Here is a 23,506-nt window from a genome sequence, read left to right as displayed (position 1 = left end):
CTTCTACTTTTTTGGAGTACCCCGTGGCCTCTGTCCTCGAAAAGGTCCTTCGCGTCGGGGAGGGGCGGGTCATCCGCCGCCTCGAGAACTACGCGAAGGCCGTCAACGCCCTCGAAGAGGACTTCACGCACCTCAGCGACGAGGAGCTGAAGAACGAGACCGTCGAGCTGCGCGAGCGCTACTCGAACGGCGAGTCCCTCGACGACCTGCTGCCGGAGGCGTTCGCCGCCGTCCGCGAGGCCTCGCGCCGGACGCTCGGCCTCCGCCACTTCGACGTGCAGCTCATGGGCGGCGCCGCCCTGCACCTGGGCAACATCGCCGAGATGAAGACCGGAGAGGGCAAGACGCTCGTCGCGACCCTCCCGGCCTACCTCAACGCGATCGCCAGCCGCGGCGTGCACATCGTCACGGTCAACGACTTCCTCGCGTCGTACCAGTCCGAGCTGATGGGGCGCGTGTTCCGCGCCCTCGGCATGACGACCGGAGTGATCCTCTCGGGCCAGACCCCGGAGCAGCGCCGCGAGCAGTACTCGGCCGACATCACCTACGGCACGAACAACGAGTTCGGCTTCGACTACCTCCGCGACAACATGGCGTGGCAGGCGCAGGACATGGTCCAGCGCGGCCACTTCTACGCCATCGTCGACGAGGTCGACTCGATCCTCATCGACGAGGCCCGCACCCCGCTGATCATCTCCGGGCCGGCCTCGGGCGAGGCGAACCGCTGGTTCGCGGAGTTCGCCAACCTCGCCAAGCGCCTCGACGAGGGCGAGGACTTCGAGGTCGACGAGAAGAAGCGCACCGTCGGCGTCCTCGAGCCCGGCATCGAGAAGGTCGAGGACTACCTCGGCATCGACAACCTCTACGAGTCGGCGAACACCCCGCTGATCTCGTTCCTCAACAACGCCATCAAGGCGCGCGCGCTGTTCAAGAAGGACAAGGACTACGTCGTGCTGAACGGCGAGGTCCTGATCGTCGACGAGCACACCGGCCGCATCCTGGCCGGACGCCGCTACAACGAGGGCATCCACCAGGCCATCGAGGCGAAGGAGGGCGTGCAGGTCAAGGCCGAGAACCAGACCCTGGCGACCGTCACGCTCCAGAACTACTTCCGCCTCTACGCGAAGCTCTCCGGCATGACCGGAACGGCCGAGACCGAGGCCGCCGAGTTCATGTCGACCTACAAGCTCGGCGTCGTCCCGATCCCGACGAACCGCAAGATGCAGCGGATCGACAACGCCGACCTCGTCTACAAGAACGAGCAGGTCAAGTTCGCCCAGGTCGTCGAGGATATCGCGGAGCGCCACGCGGCCGGGCAGCCGGTCCTCGTCGGCACGACCAGCGTCGAGAAGAGCGAGTACCTCTCGCGCCTGCTCGCCAAGAAGGGCGTGCGCCACGAGGTCCTGAACGCCAAGAACCACGCGCGGGAGGCGGCCATCGTCGCCCAGGCCGGCCGCCTCGGCGCCGTCACCGTCGCGACCAACATGGCCGGTCGAGGCACGGACATCATGCTCGGCGGCAACGCCGAGTTCCTCGCGGTCTCCGAGATGACGGCCAAGGGCCTGAACCCCTCCGAGACCCCGGAGGAGTACGAGGCCGCGTGGGACGAGGTCTTCGCCGCCGTCAAGGAGAAGGTGGGCGAGGAGGCCGAGAAGGTCCAGGCCGCCGGCGGCCTCTACGTGCTCGGCACCGAGCGCCACGAGTCGCGCCGCATCGACAACCAGCTCCGCGGACGCTCGGGCCGCCAGGGCGACCCGGGGGAGAGCCGCTTCTACCTCTCGCTCACCGACGATCTCATGCGCCTGTTCAACTCCGGCGCCGCCGAGGCGCTCATGGGCCGGGGCAACGTCCCGGACGACATCGCCATCGAGTCGAAGGTCGTCTCGCGCGCCATCCGCAGCGCCCAGTCGCAGGTCGAGGCCCGCAACGCCGAGATCCGCAAGAACGTCCTCAAGTACGACGACGTCCTCAACCGCCAGCGCGAGGCGATCTACTCGGACCGCCGCCACATCCTCGAGGGCGACGACCTGCACGAGCGCACCCAGAAGTTCCTCGTCGAGGTGATCGACGAGATCCTCGAGGTGCACACCGGCGACGGCAACGGCGACGACTGGGACTTCGACGCCCTCTGGACCGAGCTGAAGACGCTGTACCCGATCAGCCTCACCATCGACGAGGTGGTGCAGGAGGCGGGCAGCCGCGGCCGCATCAACAAGGAGTTCATGCGCCGCGAGATCCTCTCGGACGCGCAGCTCGCCTACCAGCGCCGCGAGGAGCAGCTGGGCTCTCCCGCCATGCGCGAGCTCGAGCGCCGTGTCGTGCTCTCGGTGATCGACCGCCGCTGGCGCGACCACCTCTACGAGATGGACTACCTCAAGGACGGCATCGGCCTGCGCGCGATGGCCCAGCGCGATCCGCTGGTCGAGTACCAGCGCGAGGGCTTCGCCCTGTTCCAGCAGATGATGGGGCAGATCCGCGAGGAGACCGTCGGCTTCCTCTTCAACCTCGAGGTCGAGGTGACCCAGAAGCAGGGCGAGGTCGCCGGAGTCGCGGCCAAGGGCCTCGCTCAGCCGGTCGCTCCGGCCGAGAAGCTCAGCTACTCGGCCCCGAGCGACACCGGCGGCGTCGAGGTCCGCGACCAGCGCGGACAGGTACAGCAGGCGGCCACCGCGAAGGCCCGCGCCGAGGAGGCCCGCAAGGCGCTCCCCGAGGGCGAGGCGGAGGAGACTCCGACGACCGGCGCCTTCGGCCAGAAGCCGGGCGGCTCGGACGCCCCCGCCAACCGCGAGGAGCGACGCGCGCAGTCCAAGCGCCGCTGAGTCCTCCCCGGACGACGCCCTCGGCCCCGGTCCCGCAGCAGCGGGGTCCGGGGCCGTCGGCGTTCCTGCGGAGGCTCGGAGCCCGGCCTCGCCTGCCGTCAGGACTCGCCGCGCGCGAGGGCCGAGACGAAGCCGCCGGCGAAGGTGTCGCCGAGGCCGATCGTCGTCGGCCGGTCCGTCTCGAGGACGAGCCCGGGGACGCAGCAGGCCTCGAGCGTCGACTCCACCGCTGCGCACACCGCTTGCGAGCCGGGCTGGGGAGGGAGTCCGCCGACGCGGTCGTAGTCGGCGGCGGTGAAGCCGTCCCCGAGGAGGTAGCGGAGCTCGGTCGCGCGGATCATCTCGTCACCGACGCCCCGCCGCCCCCGAAGCTCGAGGAGGCCCTGCGCGACAGGGGAGTGGAGATCGTGCGCCCGGCCGGTGCGGCCGCCCGGGAGCGCTGACCCGCTCCTCACAGCACGTTGATCGCGGTGGCCCGCCAGCGGGCGTCCGTACCCTCGAGCCGGATCGCGACGGCCCGGCTCCGTGCGCGGTGATGCACCAGGACCACTCCCTCGACGACGCCGTCCCGCGGCTCCGTGACGATCACCCGTCCGACCGTGAACGGGACGCGCTGCGCCGTCCGCTTCCGCAGGCTGCGGGCGCGGGCCGCGGGCACGACCCGCTTCTGCAGGTGGTGGTAGACCTCGTCCGTGATGATCCGTGCGAAGAGACCTCACGACTGTATGTTGTCCAACGTGACCTCCGCAGATGGCAAGGCTCCGTTTAAGAGCGTATTCGTGATCTCACCGATCGGGAAGGTCGGCTCTGATTTGCATCGCAAGCACCTGCAGACGCTGACGTACGTGATCAAGAAGGCGCTGCCTTCTCCTGACTTCGACGTGCTCCGAGCTGACGACGAGAGCTCCCCGGACTCGATCACAGGAGCGGTCATCCGGAGGATCCACGACTCAGACCTGATCGTTGCGGACCTCACGGGGCACAACCCGAACGTGTTCTATGAGCTGGCCGTCGCCCACGGATATGGAAAGCCCACGATCCACCTCCTCGAGGAGGGGGAGACGATGCCATTCGACATCGCTGACCAGCGAGCAATTTTCTACGACCTCAAAAATCCCGCTTCGGTCGATGCGGCGATTGAGAGCATTGCTCAGGCACGTGAGTACTTGGAGGGCAAGCCGGACGGGTACCAGAACCCGCTTACTTCGATCAGCCGGTTCGAGACGATTGCGAGCGGCTCGTCCGGGAATGACGCTGGTGAGCAGGTGGCGCTTGCGCTCGAGGGGCTTGGAGAGCGGCTCGGCCGGATGGAGCGCGCGCTGCAGTCCAGCGCCAGTCCCGAGAACGCTCAAGCAGACGCCGTCGCGCGCGCCTCTACGTTGACGAGATGGATCAGTGAGTTCATCCAGAACGAGAGTCTGCTCGCTTCGGCGAAGACGGATGACGAGCGCCTGAAGTACAAGTCTCGATCCCGGACACTCCGCCGTCGGCTCGGCGGGATGGGGGTGGACCTCGACTCGGACGAGGTTCAGACCGTCGGCGGACTCAGGTTCAGCTTGCGTCCGATCGATGCGGCAGATCCTACGGACTAGAGGTCGCATTCGACGGTTCGTCGTCTGTGTCAAGACGCGCGAGCATGACCTGACAAGCCATGTGGTCAGGTACCAGTACCCTGGCGGAAAGTCAGGGGGAGGCTACGTTGGCCGAAGTCAAAAAGACCGTGCGCTTCTACGAAACTCGGGTGTACGACGAGAACGAGCAGCTGGTCACCATCAGCGGCGAATTCTGGGAACGGCTGATCGCCCAGATGGGTCGATGGGATGCGAGCCGTCGCCGCTTCCCGATCGGTGGCGTGCAGTTCACGGGGGAGGCGATCCAACCCCGCCGCCCTGCGTTGCCGCACGTGCAAGTTGGACGGCTGCGCGACCTTTCCGAGCACCTGAACCGCCACAATCTGCAGTCAGGCGAGACGCTCCCCCTGACCTTTGATGACCCCGACGACCGGGTCGCTGAGCCCACCTTCATCGTGCCGTTCGGGCAGTCGAACCGCGTAGCTATCATGAGCCCTGCCACGCGGGGAACCCGTTCGGAGACGCTCGCCCGCTGGGTGACCGGAGTGTGCCACCTGGCTCCCCAGGGTCGATCACTGCGTTTCGTTCCGATCGTCGACGAGGGTGTGCTCGAGAAGATCCTCGAGTCGTCGGGTGCTCTGATGCTCGACGTCTCAGTGCAGAGCGGAGCAAATATCCCAGATGGTGGCGGGGCCTTTGGAGATGCCTTCAGGCTTGCAAGCGAGCAAGCGGTAGAGGACATTAGGATCCGCATGCGCTGGTCGTACGGGCACGCGTCAGGGTCGCCCTCCGGGCGGGAAGCCCTGAGAGCGGGGGCGCTTTGGGTCGCGCAAACCGCGTTTACGACGACGGCAGAGGTCAGCATCCTCGAAGAGGACGAGGAGGGCTTGGTGTCCCGCGAGACGCACTCGATCTTCAACGATCGGATCGCCCAGAGCGTTGCCTTTCACGTCCCGGAGGGAGAGATCGCCGACGACGAGACGATCCTCACCTCGATCGGCGAAGCGATCACTGATTTTGTGCGCGCCGCGCGAGCGTAGACAACTCAGCGGGAGGCGATGTCGGAAGGTCGGCGTAGCGTAGGAGTCATGGGAGGACGGTGATCGCATGAACGAAGCTCAGCGCTCGCAGAAAAACCGGCTCGCGCGCATCCCGACCGTCCTAGTAGACCGGCCGGCGGTTGTCACCATACTGATCTGTGCCCTCGTTGGGGTGCATCTCCTCATCGCGCGACACGTACCCGTTCTCAACGTCGCGTATGCACTCTCGCAGACCGTAGCGAGCGACCCGAGGGATATCTTGACGTCGCTGTCACTCGGGGTCGCCTCCGTCGCGTCCCTCGTCGGCGGTTTTGCAGGCGTAGTGGTTGTTTTCGGTCTCGGTACAGAAAATGATCGATTTCGCCTTCTGCGGCGAGCCGGAGGCCGCAAACTGCGAGCGAGCTGGATCTCGGTCGTCCTCAGCTCCTTCTCGGCGGCGTTTGGATCGGTTGTAGCGGCAGTGGTCGTCGTTGCGTTCTCGATGCAGGTGGGGATGTGGATTCTTGAGGCCTTCATCCTTTTCGCCGCTCATGGCGCGCTGCGCCTGACAGCGTTGCTAGGGGGCCTCGCGAAGATCGTCGACAGTTCTGACCGCGATGCCGCAGCGGCTTCAACCCAACTCGCCGCGTCGTCCCTCATTCCGGAGGACTAGCGAGGACTGGTCTCTTCGGGATGGACGTCGTCGCTCAGCCACCGCGCGATCTGGTCGATCTCGCGGGAGCCCGCCAGGATCTCGATCACGAGGTGCGTGAGCCGGGCGAGCAGGGGCTCCGAATCGGGCAGCTCCGCGCGGGTCGCGGGCTGGGGGGCAAAGAACTCCGCGATGGTGAGCGTCTCCGCGGCCGCCGCGGGGTCGAGGGGGAGGGTGCGGTAGTCGAAGGCGTGGAGGGGAAGGCTCATGGGGCGATCTCCTGGGGCAGGACGGGCTGTTCACGGGTCCGGGTCTCCTCTCTGCTCGACGGGCGGGGCGCGCTGGGCCGGCGCGCGAGGACCACCTCATCGAAGCAGTCAGGGATGCTCACGGAGCGCACGCGCGTAGATCGTGAGCCCTCGGGCGACGTGAATTGTGGACTGTGAGGGCGGCGTGCTCCGCCCGGGAGTGTTGACCCGCTCCTCACAGCACGTTGATCGCGGTGGCCCGCCAGCGGGCGTCCGTGCCCTCGAGCCGGATCGCGACGGCCCGGCTCCGTGCGCGGTGATGCACCAGCACGACTCCCTCGACGACGCCGTCCCGCGGCTCCGTGACGATCACCCGTCCGACCGTGAACGGGACGCGCTGCGCCGTCCGCTTCCGCAGGCTGCGGGCGCGGGCCGCGAGCACGACCCGCTTCTGCAGGTGGTGGTAGACCTCGTCGCTCAGCCACCGCGCGATCTGGTCGATCTCGCGCGAGCCCTCCAGGATCTCGATCACGAGGTGCGTGAGCCGGGCGAGCAGGGGCTCCGGGTCGGGCAGCTCCGCGCGGGTCGCAGGCTGCGGAGCGAAGAACTCCGCGAGGGTGAGCCGCTCCACGGCCGCCTCGGGGTCGAGGGGGAGGGTGCGGTAGTCGAAGGCGTGGAGGGGAAGGCTCATGCGGCGATCTCCTGGGGCAGGACGAGCTGTTCACGGGTCCGGGTCACCTCTCTGCTCGACGGGCGGAGCGCGCTGGGTCGGCACGCGAGGACGACCTCATCGAAGCAGTCGAGGGATGCTCATGGAAGGCAGAGGCGCAGACTGTGGATAATCGTCGGCCGTCCCGAGCTGTGGACAGCGAGCCCGGCGTGCACCGCCCGGCCGCGCCCTAGGCTTGTCGGGTGTCGACCCTCAGTGACCTCGTCCTCTCCCACGGCCGATCCGACGAAGCGGACGTCGAATGGCTGCACCTGCTCGTCGGCGACCTGCAGCTGCTCGCCGACCTGGCCTTCGCCGACATCGTGCTCTGGGTGCCCACGGCCGACGACAGCTTCGTCGCCGTCGCCCACGCGCGCCCCAGCAGCGCGGCGACCCTCTTCTACCGCGACTTCGTCGGGCAGAGGATCAAGTCGGAGTGGCGCGCCCAGGTCGTCGAGGCGTTCGAGACGGCGCGGATCGTCGACACCTCCGCCCCGGACTGGTTCGAGGAGACGCCCACCCGCGTGCGCGCGGTGCCCGTCCTGCGCCGTCTGGGAGCCTCCGACGGCGGCACGACGGACCGCCCCATCGCGGTCGTCACGCGCCACACCAACCTCAGCGAGACGCGCACGCCGAGCCGGCAGGAGCTGACGTTCAACGACTGCGCGAACGACCTCTTCTCGATGATCGCCTCGGGCGACTTCCCGGACCTGGGCGCGCCGACCGGTCCTCGTCGCGGGGCGCCGCGCGCGTCCGACGGACTGATCCGCCTGGACGTCGACGGCGTCACCACGTTCGCGAGCCCCAACGCCCTCTCGGCGTTCAACCGCATCGGCTTCGCCGACGAGCTCGAGGGGGAGTCGCTCGCCGAGGTCACCACGAAGCTGATCGCGGGGAAGGTCGTCATCGACGAGTCGCTCCCGCTGGTCGTGACCGGCCGGGCGCCGTGGCGCACCGACATCGAGGCCCGCGGAGTGACGGTGTCGCTGCGCGCGATCCCGATCCGCGACCGCGGCGAGCGGGTCGGCGCCGTCGTCCTGTGCCGCGACGTGACGGAGCTGCGCCACCAGGAGCGGGAGCTCATCACCAAGGACGCGACGATCCGCGAGATCCACCACCGCGTGAAGAACAACCTGCAGACCGTGGCCTCGCTGCTGCGGATCCAGGCCAGGCGCACCCACTCCGACCTCGCCCGGGAGGCGCTCACGCAGGCGATGCGCCGCGTCGCCGCCATCGCGGTCGTGCACGACACGCTCTCGGAGGGGCTGAACCAGAACGTCGACTTCGACGCGGTCTTCGACCGGGTGCTGCTGCTGATCGCCGAGGTCGCCTCGACCCACAACACCACGGTGCACCCGAAGCTGACGGGGAGCTTCGGCAACCTGCCCAGCGAGTACGCGACTCCGCTCGCGCTCGCCCTGACCGAGCTGGTCACCAACGCCGTCGAGCACGGCCTGGCCGGACGGGAGGGCGACGTGGAGATCGTCGCCTCGCGCAGCGACGACGAGCTCACGGTGAAGGTGCGCGACACGGGCGTCGGGCTGCCGGAGGGCAAGGTCGGATCGGGCCTGGGCACGCAGATCGTGCGCACGCTCATCCAGGGCGAGCTCGGCGGCACCATCGACTGGCACACGCTGGTCGGGCGCGGCACCGAGGTCACCATCGAGGTGCCGCTGCGGTGGCTGGAGCGCGCCCGCTCCTGAGCCCGGAGACGACGCGACCCCCGCTGCCGAGAGGCGACGGGGGTCGGGGTCGTTCGTGCCGCCGAGCGGCTCGTGCGCCTAGGAGGCGCGGCGTGCGCGGGCGGCGCGGCGCTTCAGGGCGCGACGCTCGTCCTCGCTGAGGCCGCCCCACACGCCCGAGTCCTGGCCGGTCTCGAGGGCGTACTGGAGGCAGACCTCGGTGACGGTGCAGCGTGCGCACACCGACTTCGCCTTCTCGATCTGGTCCACGGCCGGGCCGGTGTTGCCGACCGGGAAGAAAAGCTCGGGGTCTGCGGTGAGGCAAGCGGCCTTGTCGCGCCAGTCCATGCGGGTGCTCCTTGTGTGAAGGCGTGCGTGGAGGAACCACGCAGTGTTCGGGTGGGATGATCGATCCACGCCGACGATCCCGACCAGTACTCGACCTCCGCGCCCTCACCGGCGCACGCCACGAGGCCCCGTGCTGGAGCGCGGGGTGGATCGGGGTGGTGGACGGGAGAACGCTCGGTTCTTGCCGGTGCACTCGACGCGATGCGCGAGCACTGCGTCGGCCACCCGGCTCCAGTGCTGGTCATCCGGCTCGCCCCCGTGCCTGACGGCGCGGCGGGATCGGATGTTCACATCGGCGGAAACCCACGACCCTGTGAGCGGTGAAACGAACTGGACTAGCCTGTCACGGGGATGAGCCCGAATCAAGAGTCCTGGATGGGATGTGCCTGTGACCGCTGACGCGAACGGGTCCCGCGGACCGCGCCCGACCGCCTCCCGGCCGCTCGGTCTGGTGGTGCTGATCGCGGTCCTGGCCCTCGAGACGCTCGCCGTCGCCGGGGTAGCGGCATGGCTCGTGCTCGAGCTGCTGACGACCCGGGCCGACACGGTCGGCGGAGGGATCGCCATCGTCGTCCTCGCGCTGATCGCCGTGTGCTGGGCCGCCGCGACGACGCTCGGCGCCGTGCGACGGCGCGGCTGGATGCGCGCGTCGGCGCTGACGATCCAGCTGGTGATGATGGCCGTGGCGCTCGGCGCCTTCCAGGGCCAGTACGCCGTGCCCGACATCGGCTGGGCGCTGCTGGCGCCGGCCGTGGTGGCCGTCGTCGCGCTGTTCCTCCCGAGCGTGGTCGCCGCCACTCGTCGCGATCCGGCCGTGTAGCCGGACGGCTGGCGCGCCGCCGCTCGCGGGTGCGACGCTGGAGGGACCCCCTCCTCGACACGGAAGCGACGCGCATGGACTCCACCCGACTCGGCTCCAGCGGCCTGCAGATCTCCTCGATCGTCCTCGGCTGCATGAGCTTCGGCGCTCCCGACCGCGGGGCCCACGGCTGGAGCATGGGCGAGGAGGAGTCGCGGACCTTCCTCCGGCGGGCGCTGGACCTGGGGATCACCACGTTCGACACGGCGGACGTCTACTCCGACGGCACGAGCGAGGAGTTCGTCGGCCGGGCGCTCGCGGACTTCGCGGTCCGCGAGGAGGTCGTGATCGCCACGAAGGTCCACGGGCGGATGCGCTCCGGCCCCAACGGCGGCGGCCTCTCGCGGCGGCACATCCTCAGCGCGATCGACGACAGCCTCCGGCGTCTCGGCACGGACTACGTCGACATCTACCAGATCCACCGCTGGGACCCCGAGACGCCGATCGAGGAGACGATGGAGACGCTCCACGACGTCGTCCGCTCGGGCAGGGCGCGCTACATCGGCGCCTCGAGCATGTGGGCGTGGCAGTTCGCGAAGGCGCAGTACACCGCGGATCTGGGCGGCTGGACGCGGTTCGTCTCGATGCAGGACCAGTACAACCTGATCCAGCGCGAGGACGAGCGCGAGCTGCACCCCTTCTGCGTCGACCAGGGAGTCGGCGTGATCCCGTGGTCGCCGCTCGCCCGGGGCCGGCTCACCCGCGACTGGGACGAGACCACGGCGCGAACCGAGACCGACGTCTTCGGCGGCACCCTCTACCGCCAGCAGGAGGAGGCCGACCGGCGGACCGTCGCGACCGTCGCACGCATCGCCGAGCAGCGCGGCGTGCCCCGTGCGCAGGTGGCGCTCGCCTGGGTCCGGCAGCAGGAGGCGGTCACCGCTCCGATCGTCGGAGCCACGAAGCTCCACCACCTCGACGACGCGGTCGCGTCGCTGGACGTGGAGCTGACCGCCGACGAGCTGGAGGCGCTGGGCGCCGACTACGCACCGCGCGCCAACGAGGGGTTCTGATCCGGCCGATGCGCCACCGCTGATCCGCCCGAGCGGTCTCCGCTACGCTTCCTCTCGAAGATGACGGAAGCTCGGAGCGGGAGGCGGCATGGCGAGGAGTGCCGGGGATCCGCTGGGGGCGCGCTACCGCCTGCTCGAGCGGATCGGCTCGGGCGCCGCGGGCGAGGTGTGGCGCGTCGCCGACGCGCAGGGGCCGGACCGCGCGGCGAAGCTCCTCCGCGGTGAGCACGTGCACGACGCGGGCCTGGTCGAGCGCTTCGTTCGTGAGAGGTCGGTGCTCACCCGTCTGCGGCACCCGCACGTCGTGGAGGTGCTCGACCTCGTCGTGGAGGGGGAGACGCTCGGGATCGTGATGGAGCTCGTCGGCGGCGGATCGCTGCGGGAGCTGCTGCGGGACGAGGGCACCCTCCCGGCGGTCGATGCACTGCCCGTGGCGGCCTCGATCCTCGACGCGCTCGCCGCCGCGCACGCGATCGGCACGGTCCACCGGGACGTGAAGCCCGACAACGTCCTGCTCGCGGAGGGTGCGGACGATGCGGGCTCCGCCGTCCGCGTCTCCGACTTCGGCATCGCTCACGTGGTCGCCGAGGGGCCGCGCGCGACGATGGGTGTCATCGGGACGCCGGAGTACCTCTCGCCCGAGATGCTCGCCACCGGAGCGGCCGGCCCGCCGAGCGACGTCTACTCGACGGGGATCCTGCTCTACGAGCTGCTGTGCGGCCGGACCCCCTTCGCCGGTCCCGGCGCCGACGTCGCGGTCGCCTACCGGCACGTCGCGATGCTCCCGCCGCCGCTGGATCTGCCGCCGCGGCTCGCGTCGCTCCTGGACCGGATGCTCGCGAAGGATCCGGCGTCGCGGCCGACGGCTGCGGAGGCGGCGGGGATCCTGCGACGCCTCTCCCCGGCGCTGGCCGGGCTGCCGGCGCTGCCGCTCGCGGCGGGCGCTGCGGAGTTCGAGGAGGCCGAGCGCCCGGGCACGGTCCTCCGCGGGATGGCGGTGGAGATGTCGTCGGAGCCGGTGGAGGAGGGGCCCGCTCCCGAGCTCGGCCCGTCGTCGCAGGCGACCGTGCTCCGCCCGGTGCCGCGCCGCGAGCAGCGCCTGGTGGAACGGCCGTTCGAGGCTCCAGCTCGGCGGGGGCGCGGCGGACGTCTGCGGATGATCCTCGCCGCCCTCGGCGCCGGCATCCTGCTCATCGGGGCGGTGCTCCTCGCCGTCCAGCCGCGCGGCGGCGGAGCACCGGCCTCGGCACCGGATGCCGACCTGTCGGCCCGGCAGCAGGACCGGCCGCTGCCGACGGGTCTCGGAGTGACGCGATCGGCCACCTGGGACGCGGAGCGACGGGCCGTGGTCGTCGAGATCTCCTACTCCGCCCAGAGCGCGCCCCTCTCGGGGTCCTTCCTCGAGGTGCTGCCGGGCCCGGACGCCGCGGCGGCGTGCCCCGCGGCCAGCTGGTCCGGAGTGACGGCGGTGCGCAACCGGCCGAGCGTCACCGGAGTCGGAGTCGGCTGCGGTTGGAGCCTGACGGACCTGGACGTCCCGGCGCAGGGGATCGTCGACGTCACGGCGACCGTGCCGATCGCGGTGGCCGAGCAGAGCGCCCTGGACGGGTGGCTGGCGGCGGCAGCGTCTGCGACGGCACAGGCCGTGGCCGACCCTGCGGTCACCGGGACGGCGTATCCCGTGCAGCGGCTGCGGGATGTGCGGATCGAGACTCCCGCGCGGACGGTCGGCCGGACCCCGCTGCCGGTGACGCTGGTGCCGGTCTGGCCGAGCGGGGCCGACCCCGTGAACCCCCTGCTCGCGACGCCGTCGTCCGCGCCGGCGAGCAGCATGCTCGAGGCGATCGCGGGCGGAGTGGAGGGCGTTCGCTTCAGCGACGGCTGCAGCGGCGCGGTCGCCGTGTCGTCCGACGGGCTGACGGTGACCGCCCTCACGGTGACTCCGTCCTGCGAGCTGCGCGCCCGAGTGGGCGCGTTCTCGGACCTCTCGAGCAGTCCCTTCGCGATCACCACTCGCGAGTGAGTCGACCTCCCGCGCCAGTGTCGAGCCGTCGACGCCACGCGAGCCGTCTGTGCTGTCTTGCCTTCTACCATGACGAGACATCCTCATGAAACGACGGTGGAGTGGGGAGCGGGCGGGACGGTCCCGTCCGCAGGGGTAGAAAGGTGTGATCCATGTCACGTGTTCTCTCGACCGACGAGGCGAAGTCCGCGATCCAGCAGATCCAGTCGATCGTCAACGGCGGCCTCGCCGATCAGATCAGCCGGCTCGACGCACAGGGGCGGACACTGTCCGATCCGAACGTCTGGGACGGTCCGCTGGCCTCGCAGTTCCGCTCGTCGACCTGGCCGGAGACGAAGTCGGCCCTCGAGAAGGCCAAGCAGGAGCTCGAGGAGCTGCGCAGCCAGCTGGCGACGATCTCGCAGAACATCTTCGCCGCCGGCGGAGGGAGCTGACCGGCCGTCCCGCCCCTGCGTGCTCCGGCGAGCGGGGGCGGGACGTGCTCGTCGTCTCCGCGCTCCTTCCTCCGCGCTCCTCCATCGGTGCGTCTCGGGGTCGTCGGAGCGCTCTCGAGGAGGACGCGCCGATCGACTCGGTGGCGGAGGCGCGATCACCCGCCCGAGGGCTGATCAGCCGCCGTCCGCCGGCGTCGGCGAGACCGACTGCACGAAGTGGATCTCGCCGTCGAGGCTGACGAAGCCGCGGCCCATCGTGGGCGGGACGGGGAAGCGCCGCGGGATCTGCGCGCCGAGGAGAGTGCCGTCGTTGTCGACGTCGGGCTGGAGCAGCAGCACGGAGCGGGAGGCCGCCGCCTTCTTCGTCCAGTTCCCGAAATGGCTGCGGAGCTCGCTCGACCGGCCGGCCAGCACGACGCAGAGTCCCGGGCGACCCGACGAGACCAGCCTCATCAGCGCCTGGTCGGTGTCGTCCCAGCGCTCGGCGTCGTCGAGGAGGAGCAGCACGGGGCCCTCCTCCGTCGACAGCGACGCGAGGAGGGTGCGGAGTTCCTCCGCGCCCACGGCGAGTCGGTCGAGGTCGGCGCCCCTCAGCGGGGAGCGTCGATCGCACACTCCCCAGACGGCGACCGAGCCGGCGGCCCGCGCCGCCTCGGCCAGGGCGAGCAGCACGGTCGACTTGCCCGATCGGGCGGGTCCGGCGATGACGACGTGCTCGCCCTCGAAGACCTCGAACGCCAGCGGGGCGAGGTCCGACTCGCCGAGGCCGATCGGGAGCAGCCACGGCTCGCGATCGAAGCGGGCCTCGATACCGAGCGCGCTCACGGCGACCCTGTCGGGAAGCGTGCCGACCGTGTTCGTCCTGCGGCGCGCATCCGGCCAGGCGGCCGCGAGCTCGGCGATCGCGTCGTCGAGACCGGCCCTCGGAGTCGCGACCTGCGTCTGCAGGAGCGACGAGGTGAGAACGCAGCGCCCCGGCACCGCTGCCGGCGCCTGCACCGGCTTCACCCCGGCGGCGGCGTAGTCCTGCGGGTCGGCGAGGCGGAACAGCCACTTCTGCGTCGTGACCTCCTCCATCACCGCGGGGACCGCCCTCGCCCGGGTGCTCGTCACCGCGAAGTGCAGGCCGAGCTCCGGTCCGTCGGCGTAGGCGCGGGTGAACGCCTCCAGCAGGGCCAGGCCCTCCCAGTCCTGGAACTCGTCCTTCAGAGTCGCGAGACCGTCGATGAGCACCAGCGCACGACGGTGGCCCCCGGGCGATGCTCGGCGCCTGCGCACCTCGTCGCGCAGGTGACGGAGGAACCGGGTCTGCTTCTCGTGGGATCCGCCACCTGCTCCGGCGTAGGAGACGGTGTGCGGGAGTCGCGCGAGCGGGGCGGAGTCGCGGGAACCGGCATCGAGGACGTAGAGGTCGAGCTCGTCCGGGGGGAAGTGGCGTGCGGCCGTCAGTGCGATCGACGCGAGCGCCGTGCTGGTGCCGCTGCCGGGGATGCCGATGAGGAGAAGGTTCCCCTCGCCCAGATCCCAGCCGGTCGGAGACCGGCGCTGCCGGTCGGGGTCGTCCGAGAGTGCGATGTAGAGGACGTCGCCGACGACGCGACCGAGGTCGGACTCCTCCGCGCCGAATCCGCTGAGGGCCACGGTGTCCTCGAGCGGCTCCGGCCAGATCGGGCGGGGAGGGCCGAAGCCTGAAGCGGCGTCCGCCTCGACCACCGCGTCGATCAGGAGGTCGAGATCGGTCGGGGCCGTCTCGTCGGCGGCGACCGGGGAGGGGCCCTCGACGGGGACGCCCGTGGGTCCGACCGGGCGGACCTCGATCGCCTCGACGGCCGCCGCCTCCGCGCGACCGGTGACCAGCGCCGTCTGGACGGGCGAGATGTCGTTCTGGCCCCGCTTCACGTACGCCCGGCCGGTCTGAGAGCGGGAGATCCCGGCCGCGCTCGCGACTCCGATCACGTCGGCGGAGTCGTCCCGGCTCTGCACCCGGAGGGCGACGCGGAGGTTGGTGTTGGCGAGGATGTCGTCGTTCACCACTCCGGCCGGACGCTGGGTGGCGAGGATCATGTGCACGCCGAGCGTCCGGCCGACCGCGGCGACGCTCACGAGGGACGTCAGGACGTCGGGATGCTCCTTCGCGAGAACGGCGAACTCGTCGACGACGAGCAGGAGCCGCGGCATCGGCTCCGGCGGCGAGGTGGCCCAGTACGCGTCGAGGTCGTCGACACCCTCGCCGGCGGCGGCGAAGAGCCGCTGACGACGCCGCATCTCGGCCTCGAGCGAGCGCAGCGCGCGGTCGGCGAGCTGGGCGTCGAGATTGCTGATGGTGCCGATCGTGTGCGGGAGCCGCTCGCAGGACGCGAACGCTGCACCCCCCTTGAAGTCGATGAGCACGAAGGTGAGGCGCGTCGGATCGTTCCAGGCCGCGAGGCCGGCCACGAAGGAGCGCAGGAACTCGCTCTTGCCCGAGCCCGTGGTGCCGCCGACGAGGCCGTGCGGGCCGTCGGCGACGAGATCGAGCACGAGCGGACCGTGCTCGGACGAGCCGACGGGCGCGCGCACGCCCCGGGCGCTCGACCACCACCCCCGGACGTCCGCGGCGGTCGGACGATCGGCGCCCAGCAGGGGCGGCAGCCGCACGAGCGCGGGGAGAGCCGCCCCCGCGGTGACGAGCTCCGGGTCCTCGAAGCGCGCCAGGTCGCGCGCACAGCGCTCGGCCGTGGAGGAGGCGAGACCGGCGAGCACCACGTCCTCGACGGTGATCCGCTCGTCGGGCCGGGAGAGGACCGCTGAGGCGTCCGCTCCGACCCGGACGACGACCGTGCAGGAGGCGGGGAGCTGCTCCTCCGACGCCGCGAGCACGAGGCCGGAGATCCGGATCGCCGCCTCGCGCTCGCCGCGGCCGAGTCCGAGGAGCTCGCGCGCCGGAGCGGCGCGTCCCTCGGTCAGCACGTCGGAGTCGAGCACCAGGAGCACGCGCGGCGATTCCTCCTCGCGGAGGGCGCGGAGGAGCTCGGAGCTGCGGTCGCGCCGGTCGGAGAGTCGGCGTCCGCCCCCGGGCAGACGCGTGTGGGGGAGCCAGGAGGCCCAGCTCCAGTCGGAGTCGCGTCGCCGGTCGCCGAACACCCCGATCGCCAGGTCGGCCGGACCGCAGTGGACCGCCGCCTGGCAGAGCAGGCTCCTCGCCAGAGCGAGGCCGCCCTCGCGGTCGCCGACGATTCCGACGACGCCCGAGTCCGCGAGATCGATGGACACCGGCGCGCTCGGGACGACGCTCACCGCCAGGATCGCGCGCACCTCCTCCTCGAGCCGCGGCACTCCGCGCTGATCGAGCGGGGGAGACCACGGGACGTCGCCGACGCCGATGTGCAGGCGGAGCACATCGGCGGAGGTCGCGCGCCGCTGCCACAGCGACGTGGCGGGCAGCGCCGCCCGGCGGATCGTCGTCGCCGGGTCGGGCGCGTCCTCCTCGAGGCGGGCCCGTTCGACACGCGCGGAACGGGCGATGTCGTCGCGGAGCGTCTGCAGCGCCTCGCCGTAGCGCTGCTCCTCGGACCGGGTCGCTCGGGCGTGCCGGTGCCGCTGCTCGAACCACAGGCCCACTCCGGCCACGGGGCTGAGCGCGGCGAAGAGGGCGTAGCGCGCATCGCCCATGATGAGGACCATCGCGAAGGCGAGGACGAGCGGCGCGGCGACGGTGATCACGCTGAAGGTCGTGGCGGAGGCGATCTCGAGGCGGGCCGGCGGGACGACCGCCTCGCCGGCCGCCGGACGTCCCGGTCGCGGCGGCCGGTTGAAGGGCACGGTCGCCGTCGCGGAGACGTTGTCCGCGCTCCCCGGCTCGGGCGCGAGGAGCTCGGGGGGCGCGGGGCGCAGCAGGAGGGCCGCCCCACCGGCGATCACGACCGCGGCGTCGGAGACGAGGACCCCGTCCCCGGTCGCGGAGACGCCGTCGACCAGAGTGCCGTTGGTGCTGTCGGCGTCGCGCACCCGCAGGCCGTTGCCCTCGCGGGTCACCGAGAAGTGCTCCCAGGAGGCGCTCGCCGTGTCGAGGACGACGTCGGCGTGCGGGGAGCGGCCCACGATCAGCGCGCGGGCCCGCGGGATCTCGACCACGGCTCCCGCGCCGAGACCGCCCGACAGCACGGCCGTCCACCCGCGGGCCGCGGCAGGTCGGGGCAGGGGGGAGCGGGCGATCCGCGTTCCCTCGAGCAGCAGCAGATCGGCCAGCCGGGTCTCCACGGGGTGCAGGGCGGTGTCGACGGCGAGGGCCGTCCCGGGCGGGAGGCGGTGCCCGGTGGCGGTGGCGATCAGCTCGCCGAGTGTCGCGGAGTCGCGGTGGCGGCCGAGGTCGATGTCGGAGCGGGTGCCGTCGAGGTCGAGGAGGAGTCGCACCGGGGGCTCACGGTCGGGGCTGTCCGGCGAACCAGAGCAGCGGCGGGTCGGCGGGCCGCAGGCCGAGGCGCTGCGGCGAGGAGTGGAGGGGGAGTGCCGGGACGTCCAGAGCGTGCGCGGCGCCGAAGTCGAGCGGCGGACCGGCGAGCCCGTCCGCCGGTCCGATCGTGGATCCCCGGAGTGCGGCGGCGACCGCCGAGGGTGCCCTGCTGCCTGCGACGGCCGCGGCTCGCACGAGCGCCACGACGGCGTCGTGGCTGGGGGCGTCCGCGACCGCGGCGAGATCGCGGAACGCGCGGTCGCCGAGGAGGGTCGCCCGCGCGGCATCGTCGGCGGTCATCCGCACGGCCCCCAGGAACGCGGAGGCCGCGCGTCCGCGCTCGTCGCCGCGGAGGGCGACCGCGTCGCCGGAATCCGTGCCGATCGTCGTCAGATCTCCCGAGAGGGTGCCTCCGGCCGCGGCCAGGGCGGGAGCGAAGGCGGGGCTCAGCGCGTCGGGCGTGAGCAGGATCGGGACGGACGCCCCCGCCGCCTGCAGAGCGGCGACCGCCGTCGCCTGCGCCGCGGCGGGGCCGGACACGACGACGCGCTCGACCGCCGGCTCGCCCTCGAGGTGCGGGCGGGCGGCGGTGATGATCACGTCCGCGGCGGCGCCCGGATCGGCGGTCACCGTCGCGGCGGGCGAGAGACCGGTCGGGGTGCCTCCACCGGTGTCGACGAGGAGTACCCGGGCGCCTCCGCCGGCCTCCTCCACGAGTGCCGCGTCGGCCGAGGCGGTGTCGGGTCCGAGGGACCAGACGCCGTCGCCGGGCAGGGCGGGGCCGCCTCCGTACGGGAGGACGGCCGCTGTCCCCGCTGCCCGAGCGGCGTCCACGGCCGCAGCGGTATGGGTGCCGTGGGTCGCGAGGACGAGGCCGGACACGCCCTGCCCCGTCAGCTCCTCGACGGCGGCGCGGGCACCCTCGGGCGTCCCGTGGTCGTCGACGGCGACGAGACCGATCTCGCAGCCGCCCATCGCTGACCGGTGCGCTGCGACGACGGCACCGTTCGCCGCGTCCTTCCACTCCGCGCCCTCGCCCGGAGCCGAGCTGAGCGAGACCACCACCCCGAGCGTCAGCCGCTCGGGCACCCGGGCGCACGAGAAGCCGACAGGCAGAGCGGCGACCTCCGTCATCGGAGCCGACTGCGGCGGCAGGAGGGAGACGAGGGCGCCGCTGACGCCGAGGAGGGCGACGGCGCCGCCGACCAGCATCGGGCTCCGTCGGGCGGTGCGGGGGTGCTGCGCCGCGCGCCTGCCCAGGCGGGTCATCGCTCGTCCCCGATCCGGAAGGAGTAGACCGTCCGGGTCCGCGTGCCCTCGGGCAGGTCGAGATGGAACGCGGGAAGCGCATCCCCGGCCCGGAGGGAGGCCCGCTCCTGGGCCTGCGCCAGCAGGATGCCCGAGACGTCCTCGGACCGCACCGCGGCGTAGCCCCGTGCGCTCTGCGAGGCGAAGGCGAGCTGCACGTCGGCGGTGCCGACCTTCGCGGCACTCGTGGTCATCGATCCGAGCAGGCCGGAGCCGCCGACCGTCCGGTCGCCGAGGTCCAGGAGCACCTTGTGCAGATCGGCTGCGAGGAGCGCGGCGGCCGCGTCGGTGTCGCGGGTCGAGGCGTCGATCGTCGTCGCGATGCCGGCCAGGGAGGCGCGCGTCCGCTCGGAGACGGCCCCGCCGATCCGGGCCTCCGCGGTGCGGAGAGCCCGGTGCCCGGCGTCCACCGTCGCCGCACCGTCGGAGCGGATGCCGGAGGAGGCCGTGCGCAGACTCGAGACCGACCGGTCGAACATCGCGACGACCGCGTCGGCGTCGGCGCCGGAGCGCGTCGAGATCCGCCGCACCTGCTCGTCGAGGAGTGCGGTGACCGCGGAGGCGGCTGCCGTGTCCGCCTCGGCGAACGCCTTCTGGATCGCCGGTGCGAGAACGTCCTGCTGGGCACCGAGAGCGTCGATGCGGGTGCCGAGTGCGTCGCGCTGAGCGGTCAGCGCGTCGACGCCGGTGCGGAGGGAGGCGAGCAGGCCGGTGAGGCGCGTGTCGTCCGAGCCGGCCGTCGCGCCGGCCTCGGCCACGCCTCCGCGGACCGTGGCGAGCGCGGCGCGCAGGGCGGCGAGGTCGGCGCTAGCGCCGGTGCTGCCGACGGTGGAGGCGACGGCGGTCCACGCGCGGACCTGGTCGCTCAGCCGGTCGGCCAGGGGGGCCGGATAGCCGTCGGGAGCGTTGAGGCGGCCCGTGCCGGAGCAGGGCGTCGCGGTCAGGTAGGCGCGGAGCTCCTCGACGGAGCCCCGCGTCACCTCCACGGGTGCGCGCGTCGGTCGCGCGGTCGGCGTGGGTGCGGCAGCAGGGGACTGTGTCGCCGGCGACAGCTCGCAGAGCCGATCGGCCAGCTCCTGGTTCTGCGCCGACAGCGACCCCGTGCTGGTCGGCGTGCCGAGCTCGTCCAGGGCCGTCGTGGCGGCGGCGCCGACCGAGGCGACCGTCGTCTCCAGGCCCGCGGTGTCCGCGTCGAGCCCGTCCAGCGTCGCCGACAGGGCGGCGAGCGCCCGGGGGCCGGATCCCTCCGGGTCGGCCAGGGTGGCCACCGAGGCCGACGCGGCGTCCACCCTGCTCGAGAGGGCGGCGAACCCGGCCAGCACGCCGTCCATCAGCTCCGGCTGCAGGGAGTCGACGAGGTCCTGCCCGCGATCGAGCATCCCGAGCAGCACGGTGTCGACGGCGGCTCCGGAGGCGGCGAGGGAGCAGGTGGTCGAGGGTGCCGTGCAGGTCTCGGCGGAGGGCTGTGCCGGACCCGCGGCAGCACGGACAGCCGCGACGACCTCGTCGCGGCAGGACTCGGCCGCCGCTCCGTACGCGTCGAGCTCGGCCGTGAGCCGTAGCAGCTCCGAGTGGATCGAGCCGGAGCGGCCGCCGTCGACGGCGACTCCGCATCCGCTGCCCGAGACCGTCGGCGGCGGCACCGCGGCCGATGTGTCGCCCAGCAGGGCGTCCACCGCGTCGATCGCCTCGGACAGCTGCGCCAGCAGGCCGGACTCGGTGCCCGAGACCGTCGACGACAGCTGCGCCCGGAGCGCGCCGAGCTGCCCGGAGAGGCTCTGCATCGAGGCCGCCGTCGAGGCGGCGCCGGCCCGCAGCTCCTCGGCCGTGCGGACACCGAGAGTCTCGGAGGTCGCGTCGAGCGAGGCCCGCACCTCGGCGACGGTGGTGCCGGCCTGGGTCAGCAGGTCGTCCACCGCGGTGACGACCTCGATCGTGCGGCGCTCGAGGGCGAGCGGCGAGGCGTCGGAGGAGTCGAACGCGGCGCCCAGCGCCCCCTCGGTGGTCGGGTCGGTGCTCAGGCCGGGCTGGACCGCCAGGTCGAAGGCGGGGACGGCGAAGTCGGCGACGTCGGCGACGAGGGTCAGCGTCGCCGTCGCGCCACCGCCCGGGGGAGCGAGGAGAGCGGCCCACTGCACGACGGCGTCTCCGTGCTCGTCACGGCTGAGCACGCCGTTGGTGACGGCACCCGACTCGCTCTCGGTGACGACGCGACTCGGCGAGACGCCCGGCAGGACCGCGGAGGCTGCGATCGTCAGCGGAGCGCCGACGAGTGCACTGCGGCGGGCTGCACGACCGGCCGCGTCGAACGCGACCTCCTCGGGCCGGACCGTCAGGTTCTCCACCGCGAGCGAGATCTCGATCCGACCCGAGCGCCCGGCGAGGTCGGCCGGATCGGTGCCCGAGGCGTCGGCGGTGCGCCACGAGGGCCGGACACGGACCGGCAGGTCGGCGGCGACCTCGGGGGGATCGTAGACGGTGGTGGTCGCCGAGGTGTCGGACGGGTCGTCGCCGACGGCGAGGGCCGTCCCCTCGATCGCACGGACACCCCCGTCGGACGAGACGGCGACGGACACCGCCTGCAGCACCCTGGCGGCGGTGAGCGCCGGCTCCGGTGGCGTGCAGCCCGCCAGTACAGCGGCCACGACCGCGATCGCCGCTCCGGCCGTCGTCCTGCGAGCATTCGAGCGCACCCTGACCACCCCTCGTCCCGACGGGGCACCGGGCGGTGCCGCTCACGTCGACATGAGAGATGCTCGCAGATGAGGGGAACCCCGAGAGCCGGTGGCGCGCGATGACCTGCACCGCGTGCCCCGGGGTCAGACGAGCTTCAGCTTCTTGCGGAGCGCCTGCACGTGCCCGGTCGCCCGGACGCCGTACTGCGCGAACTCGAGCGCTCCCTCGGCTCCGACGACGAACGTCGAGCGCAGCACGCCGACGACGGTCTTGCCGTAGAGGCTCTTCTCGCCCCACACCGCGTACGCGCGGTGCACGGTCATGTCGGGGTCGCTCAGCAGCGGGTACGCGATGCCCTGGGCGTCGGCCCAGCGGCGCAGCGCCTCCGGAGCGTCCCGCGAGATCCCGAGGACCTCGTAGCCGGAGTCGCGGAGGGACGCCGCGTTGTCGCGGAAGTCGCAGGCCTCCGTGGTGCAGCCGGGGGTGTCGGCCTCGGGGTAGAAGAACAGGATGACGCGCCGTCCGCGGTAGTCCGCGAGCGAGACGGGCTCGCCGTCCTGGTTCGGCAGCGTGAACTCCGGAGCGGAGTCGCCGGCGGCGAGGCGCGCCTCGGCGGGGAGGGGGGAGAGGTCGGTCATCGTCTGCTTCCGTCGGTCGTGGCGAAGGTGGTCAGGAGGCGCTGGAGCGAGTCGAGGCGCTCCGGTCCGCTGGCGCCCAGCAGTCCGCCCTCGACCGCCTCGATGATGGCGCAGTCGGGGGAGTCGGGCAGGTGCGTGCAGCCGCGCGGGCAGTCCCGCGCGATCACGGCGAGGGTCGTGAACGCGCCGAGGATGTTGTCGGTGTTCACGTGGCCGAGTCCGAACGAGCGGACGCCGGGGGTGTCGATGACCCAGCCGTGCCGGTCGCCGCGCTCCACGCGGAGCGAGACTGTGGAGGACGAGGTGTGCCGACCGCGGCCCGTCACGGTGTTCACGCGCCCGATGGCCCGGTGCGCGTCCGGGACGAGCTTGTTCACGAGGGTGGACTTGCCGACTCCGGAGTGCCCGACGACCACGGTCTCGTGGCCGAGGAGGGCGTCGGCGATCTCGTCGACCGGCGGCTCGTCCTGGCTCGAGAGGAACACGCGGAGGTCGAGCCCCTCGAAGTTGCGGAGGAACGGTGCCGGGTCCGCGAGGTCGGTCTTGGTGATGCAGAGCATCGGAGTGATCCCGGCGTCGAAGGCGGCGACGAGGTAGCGGTCGACCAGCCGGGTCCGGGGCTCGGGGTCGGCGGCGGCCACCACGCAGAGCATCTGGTCGGCGTTGGCGACGATCACGCGCTCGATCGCGTCGGTGTCGTCGGCGCTGCGGCGGAGGAGGGTCGACCGCTCGCGGATGCGGACGATGCGGGCGAGCGTCCCCTCGTCGCCGCTGGAGTCCCCGACCACGTCGACGCGGTCGCCGGCCACGATCGCCTGGCGCCGCAGCTCGCGGGCCCGGGCCGCCGTGAACTCGTGCTCCTCGGGCGTCCCGTCGCCGATCATCACCGTGTAGCGACCCCGGTCGACGCCGAGCACCATCGCGATCTCGGCGTCCTCGTAGGCGGGCCTGTTCTTGGTCCGGGGCTTCGTGCCCTTCGGGTTCGGGCGCACCCGCGCGTCCGACTCGTCGTACCCGTCGAAGTCGTCGAGAGCACCGTCGGCGTCGAGGCCGCTGTCCGTCCACCACGACACGG

At 72.1% G+C, this 23,506-nt stretch carries 19 protein-coding genes; 9 read left to right on the top strand and 10 right to left on the bottom strand.

Annotation, left to right across the window (positions count from 1 at the left end):
• Nucleotides 1–23 precede the first annotated feature (23 nt).
• Nucleotides 24–2,819 carry a preprotein translocase subunit SecA gene (gene secA / locus C5D66_RS09595; RefSeq protein WP_104255255.1) on the top strand — a complete coding sequence of 932 codons (2,796 nt, stop codon included), beginning with the start codon at nucleotides 24–26 and terminating at the stop codon, nucleotides 2,817–2,819.
• Between the two features lie 98 nt (nucleotides 2,820–2,917).
• Here secA and C5D66_RS09590 read toward each other — a convergent pair whose 3' ends face one another.
• Both C5D66_RS09590 and C5D66_RS09585 read right to left on the bottom strand, forming a co-directional pair.
• Nucleotides 2,918–3,160, bottom strand: a complete 243-nt coding sequence (locus tag C5D66_RS09590) for a hypothetical protein (protein ID WP_104255256.1) — start codon at nucleotides 3,158–3,160, stop codon at nucleotides 2,918–2,920.
• Nucleotides 3,161–3,270: 110 nt separating this feature from the next.
• Entirely contained in the window at nucleotides 3,271–3,516 is a 246-nt protein-coding gene (locus C5D66_RS09585) for an Rv3235 family protein (protein WP_258061212.1), read from the bottom strand.
• A 40-nt stretch (nucleotides 3,517–3,556) separates the two neighbouring features.
• Between C5D66_RS09585 and C5D66_RS09580 the strand changes: the two genes are divergently transcribed.
• The 3 genes from C5D66_RS09580 to C5D66_RS16780 all read left to right on the top strand — a co-directional run bounded on the left by C5D66_RS09580 (nucleotide 3,557) and on the right by C5D66_RS16780 (nucleotide 6,082).
• Nucleotides 3,557–4,411: a hypothetical protein gene (locus C5D66_RS09580; protein WP_146079242.1), complete on the top strand. Its 855-nt coding sequence runs from the start codon at nucleotides 3,557–3,559 to the stop codon at nucleotides 4,409–4,411.
• Between the two features lie 107 nt (nucleotides 4,412–4,518).
• Entirely contained in the window at nucleotides 4,519–5,430 is a 912-nt protein-coding gene (locus C5D66_RS09575; protein WP_146079241.1) for a hypothetical protein, read from the top strand.
• A 67-nt stretch (nucleotides 5,431–5,497) separates the two neighbouring features.
• Nucleotides 5,498–6,082 (top strand): hypothetical protein, encoded by a 585-nt coding sequence (locus C5D66_RS16780; RefSeq protein ID WP_146079240.1) that lies wholly within the window; start codon nucleotides 5,498–5,500, stop codon nucleotides 6,080–6,082.
• Here C5D66_RS16780 and C5D66_RS09565 read toward each other — a convergent pair.
• Together C5D66_RS09565 and C5D66_RS09560 are read right to left on the bottom strand one after the other, a co-directional pair.
• Nucleotides 6,079–6,330, bottom strand: coding sequence for an Rv3235 family protein (locus tag C5D66_RS09565; RefSeq protein WP_104255261.1), 252 nt, complete (start codon nucleotides 6,328–6,330; stop codon nucleotides 6,079–6,081). The two genes, C5D66_RS16780 and C5D66_RS09565, sit on opposite strands and share 4 nt — an antisense overlap.
• Before the next feature lie 214 nt (nucleotides 6,331–6,544).
• A complete protein-coding gene (locus C5D66_RS09560; protein WP_219812326.1) occupies nucleotides 6,545–7,000 on the bottom strand; it encodes an Rv3235 family protein in 456 nt (151 codons plus the stop codon).
• Nucleotides 7,001–7,221: 221 nt separating this feature from the next.
• On the opposite strand from C5D66_RS09560, the gene C5D66_RS09555 reads away from it, so the two are divergent.
• Nucleotides 7,222–8,721, top strand: coding sequence for a sensor histidine kinase (locus tag C5D66_RS09555; protein ID WP_104224128.1), 1,500 nt, complete (start codon nucleotides 7,222–7,224; stop codon nucleotides 8,719–8,721).
• A gap of 78 nt (nucleotides 8,722–8,799) precedes the next feature.
• On the opposite strand, the gene C5D66_RS09550 is transcribed toward C5D66_RS09555, so the two are convergent.
• Nucleotides 8,800–9,048, bottom strand: coding sequence for a WhiB family transcriptional regulator (locus C5D66_RS09550; protein ID WP_055788231.1), 249 nt, complete (start codon nucleotides 9,046–9,048; stop codon nucleotides 8,800–8,802).
• A 388-nt stretch (nucleotides 9,049–9,436) separates the two neighbouring features.
• On the opposite strand from C5D66_RS09550, the gene C5D66_RS09545 reads away from it, so the two are divergent.
• The 4 genes from C5D66_RS09545 to C5D66_RS09530 all read left to right on the top strand — a co-directional run bounded on the left by C5D66_RS09545 (nucleotide 9,437) and on the right by C5D66_RS09530 (nucleotide 13,377).
• A complete protein-coding gene (locus tag C5D66_RS09545) occupies nucleotides 9,437–9,868 on the top strand; it encodes a hypothetical protein (protein ID WP_104255262.1) in 432 nt (143 codons plus the stop codon).
• A gap of 74 nt (nucleotides 9,869–9,942) precedes the next feature.
• Nucleotides 9,943–10,920, top strand: coding sequence for an aldo/keto reductase (locus C5D66_RS09540; RefSeq protein WP_104255263.1), 978 nt, complete (start codon nucleotides 9,943–9,945; stop codon nucleotides 10,918–10,920).
• 88 nt (nucleotides 10,921–11,008) lie between these two features.
• Nucleotides 11,009–12,943, top strand: a complete 1,935-nt coding sequence (locus tag C5D66_RS09535; RefSeq protein ID WP_104255264.1) for a serine/threonine-protein kinase — start codon at nucleotides 11,009–11,011, stop codon at nucleotides 12,941–12,943.
• A 152-nt stretch (nucleotides 12,944–13,095) separates the two neighbouring features.
• The gene (locus C5D66_RS09530) at nucleotides 13,096–13,377 is read left to right on the top strand and encodes a pyrophosphorylase (RefSeq protein WP_104224124.1); all 282 of its coding nucleotides are present in this window, start codon (nucleotides 13,096–13,098) and stop codon (nucleotides 13,375–13,377) included.
• A gap of 174 nt (nucleotides 13,378–13,551) precedes the next feature.
• Here the strand turns inward: C5D66_RS09530 and C5D66_RS09525 are convergent, their stop codons facing one another.
• From C5D66_RS09525 to rsgA, 5 genes are all read right to left on the bottom strand, one after another.
• The gene (locus C5D66_RS09525) at nucleotides 13,552–17,769 is read right to left on the bottom strand and encodes an FtsK/SpoIIIE domain-containing protein (protein ID WP_104255265.1); all 4,218 of its coding nucleotides are present in this window, start codon (nucleotides 17,767–17,769) and stop codon (nucleotides 13,552–13,554) included.
• A 7-nt stretch (nucleotides 17,770–17,776) separates the two neighbouring features.
• Nucleotides 17,777–19,078: a hypothetical protein gene (locus C5D66_RS09520; protein ID WP_146083151.1), complete on the bottom strand. Its 1,302-nt coding sequence runs from the start codon at nucleotides 19,076–19,078 to the stop codon at nucleotides 17,777–17,779.
• Nucleotides 19,075–21,810 (bottom strand): hypothetical protein, encoded by a 2,736-nt coding sequence (locus C5D66_RS09515; protein ID WP_146083152.1) that lies wholly within the window; start codon nucleotides 21,808–21,810, stop codon nucleotides 19,075–19,077. The genes C5D66_RS09520 and C5D66_RS09515 overlap by 4 nt, the downstream gene beginning before the upstream one ends.
• Nucleotides 21,811–21,936: 126 nt before the next feature.
• Nucleotides 21,937–22,431, bottom strand: a complete 495-nt coding sequence (bcp, locus tag C5D66_RS09510; protein ID WP_104232788.1) for a thioredoxin-dependent thiol peroxidase — start codon at nucleotides 22,429–22,431, stop codon at nucleotides 21,937–21,939.
• Nucleotides 22,428–23,504, bottom strand: a complete 1,077-nt coding sequence (gene rsgA, locus C5D66_RS09505) for a ribosome small subunit-dependent GTPase A (RefSeq protein ID WP_104224119.1) — start codon at nucleotides 23,502–23,504, stop codon at nucleotides 22,428–22,430. Before rsgA ends, bcp begins: the two co-directional genes overlap by 4 nt.
• Between the last annotated feature and the right edge of the window lie 2 nt (nucleotides 23,505–23,506).

This window comes from Rathayibacter sp. AY1B4 (assembly GCF_002932815.1).
GTDB lineage: Bacteria > Actinomycetota > Actinomycetes > Actinomycetales > Microbacteriaceae > Rathayibacter.
Note: the sequence above shows the minus strand (reverse complement) of the source record. Positions and strands in the feature narration are given on the sequence as shown.